Origin of the sequence: Fervidicola ferrireducens, assembly GCF_001562425.1 — a bacterium.
Taxonomy (GTDB): domain Bacteria; phylum Bacillota; class Thermosediminibacteria; order Thermosediminibacterales; family Thermosediminibacteraceae; genus Fervidicola; species Fervidicola ferrireducens.
In genome coordinates this window covers 1-18,837 of sequence record NZ_LOED01000015.1, presented here as the reverse complement: position 1 = coordinate 18,837, position 18,837 = coordinate 1, and the positions used below count along the sequence as shown (strand labels likewise).

Sequence of the window (18,837 nt, the reverse complement as noted above, 5' to 3'; positions counted from 1 at the left end):
TGAAAACATGTGTTTGGAGGGATTTTCTTTGTTGGAAAAACAGAAGGCTTTGGAAATGGCTTTGGCCCAGATTGAACGGCAATTCGGAAAAGGGTCCATAATGAGGTTGGGCGAAGCCCAGTCCAAATTCAGCGTCGAGGTCATACCTACCGGTGCCCTTTCTTTGGACATTGCCCTGGGAGTTGGTGGGGTACCAAGGGGAAGAATCATCGAGATATTCGGGCCGGAATCCTCGGGAAAAACCACCGTGGCTTTACATATCATTGCCGAAGCGCAAAAAGCCGGTGGAACCGCAGCATTTATAGACGCAGAGCACGCATTAGATCCGGTCTATGCCCGCAAATTGGGAGTCGATACGGATAACCTACTCATTTCCCAGCCGGACACAGGAGAGCAGGCTTTGGAAATAGCCGAAGCCCTGGTAAGAAGCGGTGCCGTAGACGTGATTGTAATAGACTCCGTCGCCGCTTTAGTACCGAAAGCAGAACTGGAAGGCGAAATGGGCGAAGCCCACGTAGGATTGCAAGCCAGGTTGATGTCACAGGCCTTGAGGAAATTAGCCGGTTCCATAAGTAAGTCAAAAACGGTAGCCATATTTATCAACCAGCTGAGAGAAAAAGTGGGAGTCATGTTCGGCAATCCAGAAACCACGCCCGGAGGAAGAGCGTTGAAATTTTACGCCTCGGTGCGGATGGAAGTTCGAAAAATCAGCGTTATCAAGGAAGGCGAGGAAGTTATAGGCAGCAGAGCTTCGGTAAAAATTGTAAAAAATAAAGTTGCTCCGCCTTTTAAAAGTGCCGAGTTCGATATAATGCACGGAGAAGGAATATCAAGGGAAGGTTGTGTTTTAGATTTTGCCACCGAAGCGGGCATAATACAAAAAAGCGGCGCATGGTATTCTTATGAAAAGGAACGCATCGGACAAGGTCGCGAAAACGCCAAACAGTATTTAAAGGAACACCCTGAACTTTTGAATGCCATAGAGCTTAAGGTGAAGGAAAAATATAATCTTATAAAACCTGATACCAACAAAGCGGATGACAGTAAAGAAGGGACATCATGATATGCGTTTCTTGTTTTTCACCGACACTCACATAAGGGGTACCGGACCTCAAAGCCGTACGGATAATTTTTACGAAACTTTGCGCGAAAAAATACGTGAATTGATTAATATCGCTCACGAGGAGAACGTTGACGTAGTGCTTCATGGAGGTGATATTTTCGACAGACCCGATGTATCGCCATCTTTAGTAAGAGATTTTGTAGTTTTAATGAAAGACCTAAAGCCACCTTTATATGCTATAGCTGGCAATCACGATATATACGGCCAAAACCCTTCTACTATAAGCCGCACTATGTTAGGCATTCTAGATTCTGCTGGTATTATTAAACTGATAAATCCCGGCGAAAAAATATTTTTCAACGATAGAGGAATCAAAATTCAACTGACGGGACAACACTTTTTTTATGGAATAGATTCAGAAAATCAAAGGCTCGCCTATTGTATCAAAAAAGATGAAGGTGTTGATTTCGCAATACACTTAGTTCACGGAATGCTTCTCGATAAACCATTTATCCCGGGGGTTTCTCATACGCTGATAGAAGATATTTTGGCAACGGAAGCCGACGTAACACTAAGCGGCCACTATCACGCAGGATTTGGCATCATAAACATTGAAAACAAATATTTTATAAACCCGGGGAGTATTGCACGTATTGATGGCACCCTGTCCGAACTGATGCGAATACCGGCGGTAATTTTGTTAAACGTCACAAAAGATGGGATCGAGGTACAAAAGAGAATTTTAAAATGCGCTCGCCCGGGACATGAAGTTTTTGATCAAAAAAAACTGGAAGAGAATTCTTTCAGGGAACAAAAGCTAGCGGAGTTTGTCCAAGTTATAAATTCTACCGGCGAATACAATTTTACAAACATTACTGCTATTGTGGAACAGTTGGCAAAAAAACAAAATATGGACGCCAGAATAGTTAAAGAAGCTCTGTGCAGAATAGGGAAAGCCCAAGAGATGCTTTCGCAAAAAGATGGCAGTGACATTTACGAGGTGAGCTAATTGGGTTTTATAAAAAAACTTAAAATTAATAACTTCCAATCCCATAAAAATACAGAAATTACTTTTGACGAAGGTTTAACGGTGATATTAGGTCCTACTGATCAGGGAAAGAGCGCCATAATAAGGGCTCTCAAATGGGTTTTGTATAACGAACCGCGTGGTACAGACTTTATATCTGTAGGTAGCAATTTATGTCGCGTAACGCTCGAAATGGATGACGGAACGGTTATAACAAGGGAAAGAACAAACAATAAAAATAGATATATATTAATAAAAAATGGCAAAAAACAAATATTTGAAGGTTTTGGAAATGTGGTTCCAGTAGAAATCACCAAAGCTCACGGTATACCTAAAATATACTTGGACAAAGATTCGACCTGCACTGTTAATTTAGCCGAACAACTAGACGGTCCTTTTTTGTTATCGGAAAATGCCGGTGTAAGAGCTAGAGTGCTCGGCAGGCTTATAGGAATTCATATTATAGACGCCGCTCAAAGATTGACAATCAACGACCTGTCGAATGCCGAACAACAGAGCAAAACGATTAAAAGTGAGATAGAAGAAATAAATTTAAAACTGAAAGAATACGAGGACCTCCCTTTATTGAAACAGAAAATAGATACGCTCCAAAGTATCGTTAAAGAACTAAAAGAAAAAAATCTGTTGTATAAAAAATTAACAACCATAAAAGACACTTTTTCTTCGTGCAACGCCGAAATAAAAACTTTGCAAGCTACCTTGAAAAAACTGGAAACTGTTTCGCAAGCAGAATTCCTTGTGGAAAAGATCGATTTCGCTATGAAGGTAAAAACCAATCTCATCGATCGCAAGCTAAGGTTAAAATCTATTGAAAACGAAATAAATAAGGAACAAAACAACATCGAAAAGACCGAAAAGTTAGAAGAAGCCTCATCTTACCACAATCAGGCTTACGAGTTTTATCTTCGGTTGAAAAAATTGCTAGCAGCAAAAGAAATTATCGTAAAAATGGACAGCGAAATATCGACATTTAAAAAAGTCTTGGAAAAGACCAGGAATTTAAATCACACAGTTTCGTTAGTCAACCAATTAGAGAGAAGCTGCGAAAAACTCTCTGAACTAAAAAAGGCGAAAGAAATGAAAAGCAAAGTAGAGAGTCAAATAAACCGATTAAATCTTGAACTGGAAAAATTTAAATCTATTGAAAAGCTCGACGACTTCATAAATGAAGCAAGTTCACTGAACCAAAAACTATCCAGTCTTATTTCATATAAGCATGCTTTAAACGAAGTCGAAGCTTCCATCACTAAAGGGCAGGCTTTTATCATGCAAAATAATAAAGACCTAACATCACTCGCATCAAAATATGCTGAACTTCTAAGAAAACTTTCAAAGTGCCCCACTTGTATGAATTCCATAGATGATGCTAGAGCTGACCAGATAGCGGCCGAAATATTAAAAAGCGGGGGATGATCAATGAACGTAGATCCCGAAAAGGAAATCCAGGAATTAAAAACAAAAATAGACAAAGCCAAGGCAATGAGATATAGGGCCGAAGCTCGCCTTGAAGAACTCCTAAAGCAAAGACAGCAGATATTAGATGAGCTTGATAAACTGAACGTTAAACCAGAAAATTTAGATACAGAAATAGAAAATCTGAGCCGGGAAATCAATTCTCTGATAGAAAAAGCCAAAAAATTACTCCCTGAGGAATTATAGGAGTGGCTACCATGCAGGGAATGGAAGAATTAATCGAAAGAATAGAAAGTGGAACGCAAAAACTTATACTGGACTACACGGCAAGGAAAAGCATAAAGGACAGTTTGGAGGAAGAAAAGGCTAATAAAATAAAACAGCTTGAAAGGTTAAAAGAAGAAATCGATTTACTGGAAAAGGTGAGGATTTTACTCCAAAAGACCTCTGATTACGCTCGAGAACAGGCAAAGCAACAAATCGAAATGTTGGTAACGCGCTGTTTGCAATTCATTTTTGGAGAAAATATAGAATTTAAAATAGAACTCAGCGAAGTTCGAGGAAGACCAGAAGCTGAATTTTACGTGGTTTCATCTTATGGAGATACCCGCGTAATAACAAAACCGCAAGATGCAAGGGGCGGCGGAATTGTTGATGTAATTTCTTTAGCTTTGAGAATTGCAATAATACAATGCAGCAACACCTATGTAAACGGCCCCATCATCCTTGACGAACCGGCAAAGCACGTAAGCAGTGAATACATAGCTAACGTTGCATATTTTTTAAAACAAATAAGCAAAGTTTTCAAAAGACAGATAATAATGGTCACCCATAACCAATTTTTGAGCGAAATTGCTGACTTAGCCTACAAAGTCGAATTAAAAGACGGAGAAAGTGTTGTAACAATTTGCAGTGCTAATGAAAATGTATAAAAAGATTCAAGCAATAATTGGAAAGGCTGGCTTGTGCTTGACAGTAATATACAAAAAGTATAAAATAGAATTCAGGAAGCTTCATACATTATTCACAGCAAACTTGGGAGGTTTGGGGGCGCGAAATAAATTAAATTTAGAGCACTACCCTACGTAAAACCGAGTTCCCCTCGGTTTTTTGTTTTATGTCTAGATATCTGGGATACTTTTTTAAGGAGGTGAATAGGTATCAATACACTAATATATGCAGCTATCTCCGGATTATTATCCTTATTCATCGGATACTTCCTTCGAAAATACATTGCTGAAGCTAAAATTGCATCAGCAGAAGAAGAAGCAGAAAAAATTTTAAAAGAAGCTCAAGAAAAAGCCGAGTCAATTAAGCGGGAAGCGATTGTTGAAGCAAAAGAAGAGATTTTGAAGTTAAAGAACGATTTTGAAAGAGAATTAAAAGAAAGGCGAAACGAACTTCAACGCTCGGAACGACGTCTTTTTCAGAAGGAAGAAGCTTTAGAAAGAAAAGCAGAAATGTTGGAAAAGAAAGAGGATGCTATAGCCAAAAAAGAAGTTGAGGTAAACAAGCTTTTCGAGCAGGCTAACGAACTTTATAAAAAGCAGTTGAGCGAACTTGAGCGAATTTCAGGGATGACCTCTGAAGAAGCAAAAGATTACCTGTTGAATAAAATAAAAGAAGAGGTCCGTCACGAAGCGGCAATGATGATTAAGGAAATTGAAACGCAAGCTAGAGAGGAAGCTCAAAAGAGGGCAAAGGAAATTATTTCTTACGCTATTCAAAAATGCGCTGCCGATTATGTCGCAGAAACTACAGTTTCTGTTGTAACCCTTCCCAATGATGAAATGAAGGGTAGAATAATTGGACGAGAAGGAAGAAATATAAGGGCCCTCGAAACATTAACAGGAGTGGATTTGATTATCGATGACACCCCCGAAGCCGTCATCCTTTCTGCCTTTGATCCAATCAAGCGCCAAATAGCAAAAATTGCCCTTGAAAAGTTAATAATAGACGGTAGAATCCATCCAGCGAGAATAGAAGAAATGGTTGAAAAGGCCCAAAAAGAAATTGAAAATATTATCCGCGAAGAAGGGGAAAAGGCAACCTTTGACGTGGGCATTCATGGCCTCCACAGCGACCTTATTCGTTATCTCGGCAAACTCAAATTCAGGACCAGTTACGGACAAAATGTACTCCAACACTCGATAGAAGTTGCCCATTTAGCTGCAACAATGGCAGCCGAGCTGGGAGTAGATGTACAGCTTACAAAGCGAGCAGGTTTGTTACACGATATCGGCAAGAGTGTGGACCAGGATATGGAAGGTCCTCATGCGTTGGTAGGAGCGGAACTTGCTAAAAAATATGGTGAAACTCCAGAAGTAGTTAATGCCATTGCTGCCCATCACAATGACGTTGAACCAACGACTATAGAGGCCATTTTGGTGCAGGCAGCGGATGCCATCTCGGCTGCAAGGCCTGGAGCACGACGCGAAACGCTGGAGGCTTATATAAAAAGACTTGAGAAACTAGAGGAAATTGCCAATTCCTTTAAAGGAGTAGAGAAAGCTTACGCCATTCAGGCGGGACGCGAAGTTAGGATAATGGTAAAACCTGACGAAGTGGACGATTTGGGCGCCATAGAACTTGCAAGAAATATCGCAAAAAAAGTGGAAGAGGAGCTTGAATATCCGGGACAAATTAAGGTGAATGTAATAAGGGAAACTAGAGCTACCGAGTACGCAAAATAAAAGTGCGCAGGTTTTGCGCACTTTTTTTGCAAATATATAAAGCAAGGAGTGAAGACCTTGAACATAATGTTTATTGGAGATATAGTAGGAAGACCTGGTCGAAAGATCATCAAAGAAGTTTTGCCTGAATTAAAAAATAAATACAAGGTTGATTTCGTAATAGCTAACGCCGAGAATGCCGCCGGAGGCAATGGTATAACGAAAAAGATAGCAGAAGAACTTTTTTCATACGGCATTGATTTTCTAACCATGGGCAATCATGTATGGGACAATAAAGAAATTTTCGATTTTATAGAAGAAGAATTGAGAATGGTGCGTCCGGCCAACTATCCCCCGGGAACTCCAGGAAGGGGTTCGCAAATAATAGAATTAGATGGAACTGTAAAAATAGGGATTTTAAATATATCGGGTCGAGTTTTCATGCCAGATCTGGATTGCCCTTTCAGAACGGCCGACAGAGAACTTGAAAAGCTAAAAAAGCTCACCAATATTATTGTAGTCGACTTTCACGCGGAAGCCACTTCGGAAAAGCAGGCGCTCGGGTGGTATTTGGATGGCAGGGTCTCCCTGGTCGCAGGGACTCATACCCATGTACAGACTGCCGATGAGCGGATACTCCCCAAAGGAACAGCTTATATCACAGACGTGGGAATGACGGGCGCCTATGACGGAATACTGGGTATTGAAAGGGAGCCTGTAATAAGGAAGTTTTTAACTCAAATGCCGACTAGATTTGAAGTGGCAAAAGGGGCACCTCAGTTAAATGCGGTTGTCGTAGAAATTGATGTAGCAACTGGTCTTGCCATGAAAATACAAAGATTAATTATGAAATAATAAAAATTATTGTTAAATTAAACAGGAATTTACCGAGACACCTAGAATAATTTTAATAAGCTAATTATAATCAAGGAGGAATGAATTTATGGAAGTATTGAAAGTTTCAGCAAAGTCCAATCCCAATGCGGTAGCTGGAGCCATCGCCGGTGTGATTAGAGAAAACGGTGTAGCTGAAATTCAAACAATTGGTGCCGGAGCTTTAAATCAAGCGGTAAAAGCGATAGCCATAGCCAGAGGATTTGTAGCCCCAAGCGGAATCGACTTAATATGCATACCGGCTTTTACTGATATTGAAATAGATGGTCAGCAAAGGACCGCTATCAAGCTTATCGTTGAACCCCGATAATGCTTTCATTCAACCCTCTCAGTAAATAATTTTAGCATAGCCGCAGGAGGAAACCCATGCGAGTCGATCTTCACATCCACACCATATATTCCGATGGCACTTTGACACCCGAACAGGTAGTTGATAAGGCATTTTCGTTGAAATTGCGGGCAATAGCTATTACCGACCATGATACCGTGGAAGGAATAGAACCTGCCTTAAATAGAGCCAAAGAATATTTATCTTTCGAAGTAATTCCGGGAATCGAAATAAACTCATTTTATTTAGATGAGGAAGTACATATTTTGGGATATTATATCGACTGGAAAAGCAGTATTTTGAGATTGACGCTAAAGGCATTGCAAGAGGAGCGCATAGAACGTACTAAGAGGATAATTGAAAAACTAAAAGATTTGGGCATTGAAATAAACCTTGAAGATATAAGTGAAAAGGCATCTTGTGCATCCATTGGCAGGCCTCATATAGCCATGGCCCTTGTGGAAAAAAAAGTTGTATCTTCGATAGAAGAAGCCTTCGAGTTTTATTTGGATAAGGGAAAACCGGCATACGTGCCTAGAGAAAAAATAACGCCTTACTATGCCGTGGATATCGTAAAAAAAAGCGGAGGAATTTCGGTCCTGGCCCATCCAGGAAAGGTAAAAAATCAAAGTATAGTAAAATCTTTAATAAATTACGGTATTCAAGGGATCGAGGTTTACCACAAGGACCACGATGAGGAAAAGGTACAATACTACCAAAGCATTGCTGCAAAATACGGATTGTTGATGACCGGAGGATCTGACTGTCACGGTAAACCTTTAATAATGGGGAGTCAACCCGTTCCTTATGAATATGTGGCTCAACTAAAACAACTAAAAAAACGTATTTGAGTCCAAAAATACGCTGTGTATACAATAGTTCAGGTTTTTTAGTATATTTATTTTTTTTCTCAAAATACAGAAGGATATTTTTCTATTGTCTAGAATACATAATACAGTGTAGAAAAATGTTGAGTTATGTAGAAACGGGGTGATAAAGTGCCTGGAGGATCGGTCCGAATCAGTATTGACGAAAGAGCCTGCAAGAAATGCGGAATTTGTATTGCTTTTTGCCCCAAAAAAGTGTTTTCTTCAGACAATGATAGACCTGTTGTGGCAAATCCGGAAGCGTGTATAAAATGTATGCTATGCGAATTGAGGTGTCCTGATTTTGCCATAGTCGTCGAAGGAGAGGGTAGCGATGAGTAGTATGCCAAGATTAATGCAAGGTAATGAAGCGTGTATTGAAGGGGCTATAGCCGCCGGTATGCGATTCTATGCCGGCTATCCTATAACTCCTTCTACCGAAATAGCCGAGCTTGCAGCCGAAAAGCTCCCCAAAGTCGGCGGGAAGTTCATACAGATGGAAGATGAAATAGCCAGCATGGGAGCCGTAATCGGAGCTTCGCTTGCAGGTCTTAAAGCAATGACAGCTACTAGCGGTCCGGGATTCTCTTTAAAACAGGAAAACATCGGTTTCGCATGTCTTACCGAAGTGCCGTGCGTTATCGTCAACGTTCAAAGGGGAGGGCCCAGTACGGGGCAACCCACTTTGCCAGCCCAAGGAGATGTAATGCAGGCCAGGTGGGGAACACATGGTGATCACCCCATTATAGTGCTCTCTCCCTCTTACGTCAGGGAAGTTTTCGATTTGACAGTAAGAGCTTTTAATCTTTCGGAGAAATACCGCGTGCCGTGCATACTTTTGATGGATGAAGTTGTAGGACATCTCAGGGAAAAAGTTCAACTGCCTGATCCGGCCTCATTAAAGATTATAAACAGGAAGAAGCCTGATTTATCGAAAATTAGCCATTACAACCCATATCAGGACTACGACGGCGACGGAATACCTCCTATGGTAAACTTTGGAGAAGGTATTCCCTACCACGTTACAGGTCTTATCCACGATATAACTGGTTTTCCCTCCACAAAACCAGAAGTTACGGAATATTTGATAACGCGATTGATGAGGAAAATTTACAACAACATAGACGATATAGTGGAATATGAGAAGCATTTCACAGAAGATGCCGAAACCGTAATAGTTTCGTTCGGATCCACTGCTCGTTCTGCCATAAGAGCTGTCAAAATATTGCGAAGCGAAGGGGAAAAAGTTGGTTTAATACGTTTGAAGACAATATGGCCGTTCCCCAGAAAAGCATTTCGGGAATTGCCATCGACTGTCCGAAATGTAATTGTAGCCGAAATGAATTTCGGACAATTAATAGAAACAGTTGAAGCAGCTTGCGAGGGCAAGTTTAACATTTTCGGGCTTAATAAATATAACGGAGAATTGATGAGTCCCGACGAAGTCATCGCAAAGGTTCGGGAGGTAAATAAAAATGCGTAAAAGTCTGGAAAAATATTATAGAATAGATAAACTGCCTCATATCTGGTGTCCCGGCTGCGGTAACGGGATAATTACAGGTGCGTTGGTAAGAGCTATTGATAATTTAAAATTGGATAAAGACAAAATATGCATCGTATCAGGAATCGGATGTTCATCTCGGGCGCCCGGATACTTAAATTTCAATACCCTTCATACCACTCACGGTAGAGCGCTGGCTTTCGCAACAGGTATAAAACTTGCACGGCCCGAACTCAAAGTGATAGTGTTGACCGGAGATGGCGATTGTGCAGCTATTGGAGGCAATCACTTTATACACGCCTGCAGAAGAAACATAGATATAACAACTATCGTGTTCAACAACAGCATATACGGAATGACAAGCGGCCAGTATTCTCCTTTAACTCCCGTGGGCGCGTACGCTACAACCGCTCCTTACGGGAACATAGATAGAAACTTTGATCTATGCAAATTGGCAGAAGCAGCAGGCGCCACCTATGTAGCAAGAGGAACGGTTTATCATGTGCCGCAACTTATAAAATTTATCGAGAAAGCCCTTCTGCACAAGGGATTTTCGGTTGTAGAAACAATAAGCACTTGTCCTACTTATTTCGGCCGCAAAAACAAACTAGGTTCTCCCGTAAGAATGATGGAAATGTTGAGAGACAATACGGTTTCTGCAAAAGCAGCTGAGAAGATGTCAAAAGAAGAACTGGCCAGCAAGATAGTTATAGGAGAATTCGCGGAAATCAATGCTCCGGAATATACCGAAGAGTATATGAAAATAATTAAGCGAGCACAAGGGGAGGAATGAACGGTGGAAGAACGGATCGAAATAAGGCTTAGCGGCTCAGGAGGACAGGGGCTTATTTTAGCAGGGATTATATTGGCTGAAGCCGCCATTCTGGACGGCAAAAATGCGGTGCAATCTCAATCATACGGTCCCGAAGCAAGGGGTGGTGCGAGCCGCGCAGAGGTAGTAATAAGCAGCAGTGAAATCGACTATCCAAAGGTTACGCGGCCACAAATCCTGCTGGCCTTAACCAATGAAGCGTTCAATAGATTTAAAGACAACATGGCTGAAGATGGAATAATAATATTGGATTCATCAATAAAGAAAGAAGATACTTCAAATAAAATAATACAGCTGCCAATTATTGAAACTGCCAGAAAAGATATCGGCAAAAGTATGGTGGCTAATATAGTAGCTGTCGGAGTAATTACTGAGTTGACGAAAGTAGTATCGCGGCAGGCGGCAGAAAAAGCGATTTTAAGTAGAGTTCCAAAAGGGACGGAGGATTTGAACCTAAAGGCCTTTTACGCAGGTTGCAGTCTGGCCGAAAAATTAGCCTAAAATACTTTTTTATAAAAAATAAAAGGGAGGCTTTTTTATGGCTGAAACCCTAAATCCATTCGAGATCGTGCAAAAACAAATTAAAACTGCGTGTGACAAATTAGGACTCGAAGAATCGGTTTATGAAATTCTTAAAGAGCCCGAAAAGGTCCTGACCGTATCGATCCCTGTAAGGATGGACGACGGCAGCATAAAAACTTTTATAGGTTACCGTTCCCAGCACAGCACAGTTTTGGGCCCCGCAAAAGGCGGCGTAAGGTTTCATCCCGATGTTACCATGGACGAAGTAAAAGCCCTATCTGCATGGATGACTTTCAAATGCGCAGTCGTAGGCATTCCATACGGTGGCGGCAAAGGTGGTGTCCGTTGCAATCCAAAAGAATTGTCTAAATCAGAATTAGAGAGATTAAGTCGCGGTTATTTCAGGGCAATAAGTCCCATAATCGGGCCTGAAAAAGATATACCCGCTCCTGATGTTTATACAAATGCGCAGGTCATGGCATGGTTTATGGATGAATTCAGCCAGCTGAAAGGTTATAATACTCCTGGTGTGGTAACTGGAAAACCCATAGTTTTAGGAGGTTCTTTAGGGAGAAGCGAAGCAACCGCTAGGGGAGTGACTTTCACCATTCGCGAAGCGGCGAAAAAAATCGGTTTAGATCTTACAAAAGCCACTGTAGCAATTCAAGGATTCGGAAATGCCGGCAGCGTCGCTGCAAGACTTTTACATGAATTAGGATGCAAAATAGTTGCCGTAAATGATTCCCAGGGTGGTGCTTATAATCCCGATGGCTTAGATCCCGAAGCAGTTAATGAATATAAAAAGAAAAATAAAACCGTAAAAGGTTTTCCTGGCAGCAAAGATATATCGGGAGCGGAACTGTTGGAGCTTGATGTAGATATACTGGTGCCAGCCGCTTTGGAGAACGTGATAACCAGCAGCAATGCAGCCAACATAAAGGCAAAAATTGTAGGTGAAGCGGCAAACGGCCCGACAACACCGGAAGCCGATGAAATCCTATACAAAAAGGGTATTTTGGTAATACCGGATATACTCTGCAATGCAGGTGGCGTCACAGTATCCTATTTTGAATGGGTCCAAAACTTGATGAACTTCTACTGGACCGAAGAAGAAGTAAACAACAGGCTTGAACAAATCATGGTTAAAGCTTTCAACGAAGTTTTTGATATCCATGAACAGTACAGTGTTAACATGAGAGAAGCCGCTTACATGCTGGCTATTAAGAGGATTGCCGAGGCGTTAAAGCTAAGAGGATGGGTATAGTAAATTTTCTTCAATCCCTCCCTGAAAACTTTGGGGAGGGATTGAAAATATAAACCAAAAATAAAGGATTTTCTCGATTTATATAGAAAATAATAATATTTGAAAGCATAAACTGGGAGGGCTGTTGATGTTTGACAAGGAATCCCTCGAAAGACTTGAACAGGAGAAGGCAAGATGGGAAAATTCTACTGTTAAAAAAGTAATAGAAAAGACGCCAGAGAGATACGAAAGATTTCACACCGGTTCCAATTTAGAAGTAAACCGCTTGTATACACCATTAGATGTGCAGGAAATGGATTACATGAAAGACCTGGGATTCCCGGGCGAGTATCCCTTTACCCGCGGAATACAACCCACCATGTACAGGGGACGCCTGTGGACCATGCGCCAGTATGCCGGTTTTGGAACGGCAGAAGAATCCAATAAAAGATACAAGTATTTGCTATCTCAAGGTCAGACTGGTCTAAGCGTCGCTTTCGACCTGCCTACCCAGATAGGGTATGACTCCGACCATCCTCTTGCTCAGGGCGAAGTAGGTAAAGTGGGAGTAGCCATAGATTCCCTAAAGGACATGGAAACCCTTTTCGACGGAATACCGCTGGATAAAGTCAGCACATCCATGACCATAAACGCACCTGCCGCCATACTTCTTGCCATGTATATAGCAGTTGCAGAAAAGCAGGGAGTAAGCTCCGATAAGCTTTCGGGTACCATTCAAAACGATATATTGAAAGAATACGTAGCACGGGGAACTTACATATTCCCACCTGAACCCTCGATGAGGCTTATTACCGATATTTTTGAATTCTGCTCGAAGCACGTGCCCAAATGGAACACCATCAGCATAAGCGGTTATCATATAAGAGAGGCGGGTGCAACGGCTGTCCAGGAAGTGGCCTTTACCCTTGCCAACGGCATAGCCTACGTTGAAGCTGCCATAAAAGCAGGGCTAGATGTGGACGAATTTGCACCCAGGTTATCCTTCTTCTTCAACGCACACAACGACCTTTTCGAGGAAGTGGCGAAATTCCGGGCAGCCCGGAGGCTATGGGCGAAGATTATGAAGGAGCGCTTCAAGGCAAAAGATCCAAAATCCATGATGCTGCGCTTCCATACTCAGACGGCCGGTTCGACGTTAACGGCCCAGCAGCCCGACAATAACATAGTGCGCGTCACAATACAGGCCTTAGCGGCCGTTCTAGGAGGAACTCAATCGCTGCACACCAATTCCAGAGACGAAGCATTAGCCCTGCCAACTGAAGAGTCGGTAAGGATAGCCCTGAGAACGCAGCAGATAATAGCCTACGAAAGCGGAGTAACGGAAACCGTAGATCCGCTGGCAGGTTCCTACTATGTGGAACACCTGACGAACCTTATAGAACAAAAAGCGATGGAATATATAAAGAAAATAGACGAACTGGGCGGTGCACCTAAGGCCATAGAAAAAGGCTACATACAGCAGGAAATTCAGGACAGCGCTTACAGGTATCAGCAGGAGATAGAATCAGGCCGCAGGATAGTGGTAGGAGTAAATAAATTCCAAATTGAAGAAGAACCTCCAAAGAACCTATTGAAGGTAGATCCCGAAGTAGAAAAGATCCAGAAGGAAAAACTCAGCAAATTAAAGGCTACGAGGGACAATTTGGCTGTAAAGAATGCTTTAGAGGAACTTTCCAAAAAGGCAATGTCCAATGAGAATCTAATGCCGACCATTATAACCTGCGTAAAGACGTATGCAACGTTGGGCGAGATATGTGATGCTCTGCGCCGAGTATTCGGCGAATACAAAGCTACAGTAAGTTTCTAGAGGGGGTGAATAAAGATGCAGGGAGAACGGACTATAAGAGTTTTAATCGCAAAGCCCGGCCTTGACGGTCATGACAGGGGAGCAAAAGTAATCGCAAGAGCTTTACGTGACGCGGGTATGGAGGTTATTTACACCGGACTCCGTCAAACTCCCGAACAGATTGTGGAAGCAGCTATACAGGAAGATGTAGATGTAATAGGTCTTTCTATATTATCAGGTGCTCACAACGTACTTTTTCCAAGGATAATGGAACTTTTGAGGGAAAGGGGTATCGACGATATACTTGTAATCGGCGGCGGGGTAATACCGCACGAAGATATTCCTTTCCTTAAAGAATGCGGCATCGCCGAAATATTCACCCCTGGCACCCCTATTTCTCAAATAATAGATTTCATAAAGAACAACGTGAAGAAATAAAGTTAGGGGTGTGAAATTTGGAACTAGTAGAGGGAATACTTAAAAAAGACAAGAAAACTGCAGCAAGGCTTATCACTCTTATAGAAAGAGAAGACCCAAAAGCTATAGATGCTCTAAAAAAACTTTACAAGCATACGGGCAATTCTTACATCATAGGTATAACAGGACCTCCAGGAGCTGGGAAAAGCAGTCTCGTAAACGAACTAGCCAAAAAAATGAGAGCAAAGGGCAAAACGGTGGGGATTATAGCAGTAGACCCCACCAGCCCTTTCACAGGTGGCGCTTTATTGGGAGACCGAATAAGGATGCAGGATTTAACCCTTGACCCGGGTATCTTCATAAGAAGCATGGCAAGCCGGGGATCTCTTGGAGGAATAGCAAAAGCTGCCTATGACGCCGTTAACGTGTTGGACGCCTTTGGCATGGATTACATAATCATCGAAACAGTCGGAGTAGGACAAACGGAAATAGACATAGTAAAAGTAGCCGATATGGTGGTAGTGGTTCTTGTACCGGGACTTGGCGATGATGTACAGGCTATAAAGGCTGGAATAATGGAAATCGCCGATATATTCGCCGTGAACAAATCTGACCGCGAAGGTGCCGATAAACTTGTTACCGAAATAGAAATGATGTTGGACCTCTCCCAGAAAGAATTCGATTTAAAACCTCCGATAATAAAAACCGTTGCCACCACTGGTATAGGTATCGACGAACTGGAAGCAAAAATAAGTGAACATCTCAGTTACATCCAAAATAAAGGTTTGCTGGAGCAAAAAAGGAAGGAAAAAACACGGGAAAAATTCATGGAACTAATAAAATTTCACATCAGCAAAATGATATTTCAAGAAAAAGGGGATATTATAGAAACTTTGCTAAAGGATATATCAAATAAAGTGATCGATCCTTATACAGCTATGGAAAAACTTTTACAAAGCATTATAAAGGGGGAATAGTAAATATATGAAAACCTTGAAAATAGATCATATTGGCGTAGCCGTAAAAAGTATAGAAGAGGCATCGAAAATATACACCGAACTTTTGGGACTTGAAATGCATGGCATAGAAGAGGTCCAGGATCAAAAAGTTAAGGTAGCCTTTATTCCGGTGGGAGAAAGCGAATTTGAACTTTTGGAAGCCACCGATCCCGAAAGTTCCATAGCAAAATTTATAGAAAAAAGGGGAGAAGGTATACAGCATATAGCCCTTCGGGTAGATGACATAGAAAAAGCCCTGGAAGAACTCAAACAAAAGGGAGTAAAGCTAATCGATGAAAAACCGAGATACGGTGCCGGAGGAGCGAAAATAGCCTTCATCCACCCCAAATCCACTAACGGCGTTTTAATAGAACTATGCGAGAGGTAAAAGGGGAGGAAGGATATGGAAACGATGGAACAAAAACTTGAGATACTGAGGCAAAAACGGGAAGAGGTAAGGCTGGGCGGCGGAGAAAAGCGGATAAAAAAGCAGCACGAAAGCGGAAAGCTCACAGCCCGGGAAAGGATAGAAAAGCTGCTCGATGAAGGAAGCTTCGTGGAAATCGACGCCTTTGTGGAACACCGCTGCATTGACTTCGACATGGCGGACACAAAAGCCCCCGGCGAAGGCGTGGTCACAGGCTACGGCACCATAAACGGCAGATTAGTCTTCGTCTTTGCCCAGGACTTCACCGTAATAGGTGGCTCCCTTGGCGAAATGCACGCCGCAAAAATATGCAAGATCATGGACATGGCCATGAAGATGGGAGCGCCCTTAATAGGCCTGAACGATTCCGGCGGAGCGAGGATCCAGGAAGGCGTAGATGCGTTAAAAGGTTACGGCGAAATATTCTTCAGGAACACCCTGGCCTCGGGAGTCATACCGCAGATATCTGTGATATTGGGCCCATGCGCCGGCGGCGCCGTATACTCACCGGCACTCACCGACTTCATCTTCATGGTAGACGGCATAAGCAAGATGTTCATCACCGGCCCGCAGGTAATTAAGGCGGTGACCGGCGAAGAAGTGAGCCCTGAAGAGCTGGGTGGCGGCCTTGCCCACAACACCAAGAGCGGAGTGGCCCATTTTCTGGCATCAAGCGAAGAAGAATGCATAGAAAGCATAAAAAAGCTTCTATCCTATATACCGTCCAACAACCTGGAGGATCCGCCCTACGTAGAACCCAGCGATGAAGCATACAAGGTCATTGAAGAACTGAACACACTGATACCGACTGACCCTAACAAACCCTACGATATGAAAGAGCTGATAAAAAAAGTAGTTGATGACGGTGACTTTTTCGAAGTGCAGCCGCACTATGCGCAAAACATGATAACCGGCTTTGCCAGGCTCAACGGAAGGAGCGTGGGCATACTTGCCAACCAACCCAAAGTTCTAGCGGGCTGCCTAGACATTAACGCCTCCGACAAAGCGGCAAGGTTTGTGCGCTTCTGCGACGCCTTCAACATCCCATTGATAACCTTCACCGATACCCCTGGGTATCTACCCGGAGTAGCCCAGGAACACGGCGGCATAATAAGGCACGGCGCAAAACTTTTGTATGCCTACTCCGAAGCCACCGTGCCGAAGATAACAGTAATAGTTAGAAAGGCTTACGGCGGGGCGTATATAGCCATGTGCTCGAGGCACCTTGGAGCCGACCAGGTATTCGCATTCCCCACCGCCGAGATAGCCGTAATGGGACCAGAAGGGGCGGCCAACATAATATTCAAAAAAGAGATAGAAGAATCGGCGGACCCCATAGCCACGAGGAAGGAAAAGATAGAAGAATACCGGGACAAATTCGCAAACCCTTATCAGGCAGCCAAGAGGGGATACGTTGACGACGTAATAGAGCCCTCAACCACCAGGATAAGACTGATAAGCGCGTTAGAGATGCTGGCGAGCAAGAGGGAGAAGCGCCCGGCCAAGAAACACGGCAACATGCCCGTCTAAAGAGGGAAGGGGATGAAGAAAAATGAGCAATCTTACCAAAGGTCTTGCAGAATCGCTAAAAACAGGTTTTCTAGGCATGGGGATAACCCTCATCTCACTATATGTACTCTCCCTTCTTCTAGACTTTATGCGGGTCATATTTTATAAGCCGGCTGACAAAAAAAAGGTAGAAACATTGCCAGGCCGTAATAAAGAAGAAATAACTCCTCAGGAAAGAAAAGAGGAAGAAAATGAAGAAGATGAAGAAGAACTGGTGGCAGTAATAACGGCAGCCCTCTCGGCATACCTTAAAAAGCCTGTCGACCAGATAAAAATAGGATTCATCAGACGGATTCACGAAAGGACCCCTGCCTGGGGCATGGAATCAAGATTCAATCCAATGGAGTAATTTCTACCGCCGATAAATAAAATAATCAACAACGGAAAGGAGATTTACCTATGAAAAAATATAGAATCACAGTAAATGGAAAAACTTACGAAGTCGAAGTGGAAGAAATAACAGCATCTGCCCCCGCACCAAAAAAGGAAACGCCTTCTGTTTCCACTATTGAAGCACCAAAGGCTAAAGAAGAACCTGCTCCCGCACCTGCAGCCACACCCAAAAAAGCAGCGCCAGCGGGTAAACTCACCATAAACGCTCCGATGCCCGGAACGATCTTCTCCATAAAAGCAAAACCAGGTAGTATCGTCAAAAAAGGCCAGGTGATAATGATCCTTGAAGCCATGAAGATGGAAAACGAAATTCTCGCCCCGCAGGACGGTACGATTCTTTCTATAGAAGTGACCGAAGGAGCCACCGTCAACACCGGCGACATTTTGGCTGTTATGGAATAAAGCCAAGAAGCGGGGATGGGGAGGAGAAACAAGGTGCTAGATCAAATAATAAACTTTTTCAAAACCACCGGATATTTTAACGTCACACCTCAGCAGCTTGTTATGCTTTGCATAGCTTTCATCCTAATGTACCTTGCAATAGTCAAAAAATACGAACCGCTTTTACTTGTCCCCATAAGCTTCGGTATGATGCTGGCCAACATACCGGTAGCTGGCCTCATGGAACCCGGAGGATTTCTATACTGGATATACCAGGGGGTAAAACTGGGTGTATTTCCACCCCTCATATTCCTGGGGGTGGGCGCTATGACCGACTTCGGCCCTTTAATAGCATACCCCAAGAGTCTTCTTCTAGGTGCGGCAGCACAACTTGGCATATTCATCACCTTTCTCGGCGCAACCCTTTTGGGATTTAACGTAAAAGAAGCCGCATCCATAGGCA

At 42.8% G+C, this 18,837-nt stretch carries 22 protein-coding genes; all 22 read left to right on the top strand.

Features of this window, described 5'->3' with window-relative positions; genetic code table 11:
* Nucleotides 1–28: 28 nt before the first annotated feature.
* Nucleotides 29–1,063, top strand: coding sequence for a recombinase RecA (recA, locus tag AN618_RS06845; RefSeq protein WP_066353421.1), 1,035 nt, complete (start codon nt 29–31; stop codon nt 1,061–1,063).
* A 1-nt stretch (nt 1,064) separates the two neighbouring features.
* Nucleotides 1,065–2,072, top strand: a complete 1,008-nt coding sequence (locus AN618_RS06840) for a metallophosphoesterase family protein (RefSeq protein ID WP_066353420.1) — start codon at nt 1,065–1,067, stop codon at nt 2,070–2,072.
* On the top strand, nt 2,073–3,524 hold the full coding sequence (locus AN618_RS06835) for an AAA family ATPase (protein ID WP_066353419.1): 1,452 nt from the start codon (nt 2,073–2,075) through the stop codon (nt 3,522–3,524).
* A gap of 3 nt (nt 3,525–3,527) precedes the next feature.
* A complete protein-coding gene (locus tag AN618_RS06830; RefSeq protein ID WP_066353417.1) occupies nt 3,528–3,770 on the top strand; it encodes a hypothetical protein in 243 nt (80 codons plus the stop codon).
* An 11-nt stretch (nt 3,771–3,781) separates the two neighbouring features.
* The gene (locus AN618_RS06825; RefSeq protein ID WP_066353416.1) at nt 3,782–4,456 is read left to right on the top strand and encodes an AAA family ATPase; all 675 of its coding nucleotides are present in this window, start codon (nt 3,782–3,784) and stop codon (nt 4,454–4,456) included.
* Nucleotides 4,457–4,678: 222 nt separating this feature from the next.
* On the top strand, nt 4,679–6,217 hold the full coding sequence (rny, locus tag AN618_RS06820) for a ribonuclease Y (protein WP_083515096.1): 1,539 nt from the start codon (nt 4,679–4,681) through the stop codon (nt 6,215–6,217).
* Nucleotides 6,218–6,274: 57 nt separating this feature from the next.
* Nucleotides 6,275–7,051 carry a TIGR00282 family metallophosphoesterase gene (locus AN618_RS06815; RefSeq protein WP_157081654.1) on the top strand — a complete coding sequence of 259 codons (777 nt, stop codon included), beginning with the start codon at nt 6,275–6,277 and terminating at the stop codon, nt 7,049–7,051.
* 88 nt (nt 7,052–7,139) lie between these two features.
* On the top strand, nt 7,140–7,400 hold the full coding sequence (locus AN618_RS06810; RefSeq protein WP_066353413.1) for a stage V sporulation protein S: 261 nt from the start codon (nt 7,140–7,142) through the stop codon (nt 7,398–7,400).
* 56 nt (nt 7,401–7,456) lie between these two features.
* Complete coding sequence (locus tag AN618_RS06805; protein ID WP_066353411.1) at nt 7,457–8,269, top strand: PHP domain-containing protein; 813 nt, start codon at nt 7,457–7,459, stop codon at nt 8,267–8,269.
* Nucleotides 8,270–8,416: 147 nt separating this feature from the next.
* Nucleotides 8,417–8,626, top strand: coding sequence for a 4Fe-4S dicluster domain-containing protein (locus AN618_RS06800; RefSeq protein WP_066353409.1), 210 nt, complete (start codon nt 8,417–8,419; stop codon nt 8,624–8,626).
* Nucleotides 8,619–9,767, top strand: a complete 1,149-nt coding sequence (locus AN618_RS06795) for a 2-oxoacid:acceptor oxidoreductase subunit alpha (protein WP_066353408.1) — start codon at nt 8,619–8,621, stop codon at nt 9,765–9,767. The genes AN618_RS06800 and AN618_RS06795 overlap by 8 nt, the downstream gene beginning before the upstream one ends.
* Nucleotides 9,760–10,578, top strand: coding sequence for a 2-oxoacid:ferredoxin oxidoreductase subunit beta (locus AN618_RS06790; RefSeq protein WP_066353407.1), 819 nt, complete (start codon nt 9,760–9,762; stop codon nt 10,576–10,578). The genes AN618_RS06795 and AN618_RS06790 overlap by 8 nt, the downstream gene beginning before the upstream one ends.
* Before the next feature lie 3 nt (nt 10,579–10,581).
* Complete coding sequence (locus AN618_RS06785) at nt 10,582–11,118, top strand: 2-oxoacid:acceptor oxidoreductase family protein (RefSeq protein ID WP_066353406.1); 537 nt, start codon at nt 10,582–10,584, stop codon at nt 11,116–11,118.
* Between the two features lie 37 nt (nt 11,119–11,155).
* Nucleotides 11,156–12,403 carry a Glu/Leu/Phe/Val family dehydrogenase gene (locus tag AN618_RS06780; protein ID WP_066353404.1) on the top strand — a complete coding sequence of 416 codons (1,248 nt, stop codon included), beginning with the start codon at nt 11,156–11,158 and terminating at the stop codon, nt 12,401–12,403.
* Between the two features lie 127 nt (nt 12,404–12,530).
* Nucleotides 12,531–14,210, top strand: a complete 1,680-nt coding sequence (locus AN618_RS06775) for an acyl-CoA mutase large subunit family protein (protein ID WP_066353403.1) — start codon at nt 12,531–12,533, stop codon at nt 14,208–14,210.
* Between the two features lie 15 nt (nt 14,211–14,225).
* The gene (gene icmB / locus AN618_RS06770; protein WP_066353402.1) at nt 14,226–14,627 is read left to right on the top strand and encodes a coenzyme B12-dependent isobutyryl CoA mutase small subunit; all 402 of its coding nucleotides are present in this window, start codon (nt 14,226–14,228) and stop codon (nt 14,625–14,627) included.
* Between the two features lie 17 nt (nt 14,628–14,644).
* Entirely contained in the window at nt 14,645–15,583 is a 939-nt protein-coding gene (gene meaB, locus AN618_RS06765) for a methylmalonyl Co-A mutase-associated GTPase MeaB (protein ID WP_066353401.1), read from the top strand.
* 7 nt (nt 15,584–15,590) lie between these two features.
* Complete coding sequence (gene mce / locus AN618_RS06760; RefSeq protein ID WP_066353400.1) at nt 15,591–15,992, top strand: methylmalonyl-CoA epimerase; 402 nt, start codon at nt 15,591–15,593, stop codon at nt 15,990–15,992.
* 15 nt (nt 15,993–16,007) lie between these two features.
* Nucleotides 16,008–17,561 carry an acyl-CoA carboxylase subunit beta gene (locus tag AN618_RS06755; RefSeq protein ID WP_066353397.1) on the top strand — a complete coding sequence of 518 codons (1,554 nt, stop codon included), beginning with the start codon at nt 16,008–16,010 and terminating at the stop codon, nt 17,559–17,561.
* 22 nt (nt 17,562–17,583) lie between these two features.
* Entirely contained in the window at nt 17,584–17,949 is a 366-nt protein-coding gene (locus AN618_RS06750) for an OadG family protein (protein ID WP_066353395.1), read from the top strand.
* A 50-nt stretch (nt 17,950–17,999) separates the two neighbouring features.
* The gene (locus tag AN618_RS06745; protein WP_066353394.1) at nt 18,000–18,395 is read left to right on the top strand and encodes a biotin/lipoyl-containing protein; all 396 of its coding nucleotides are present in this window, start codon (nt 18,000–18,002) and stop codon (nt 18,393–18,395) included.
* 33 nt (nt 18,396–18,428) lie between these two features.
* Nucleotides 18,429–18,837: sodium ion-translocating decarboxylase subunit beta (locus tag AN618_RS06740; protein WP_187694892.1), on the top strand; the 409-nt coding region annotated here is incomplete at its 3' end.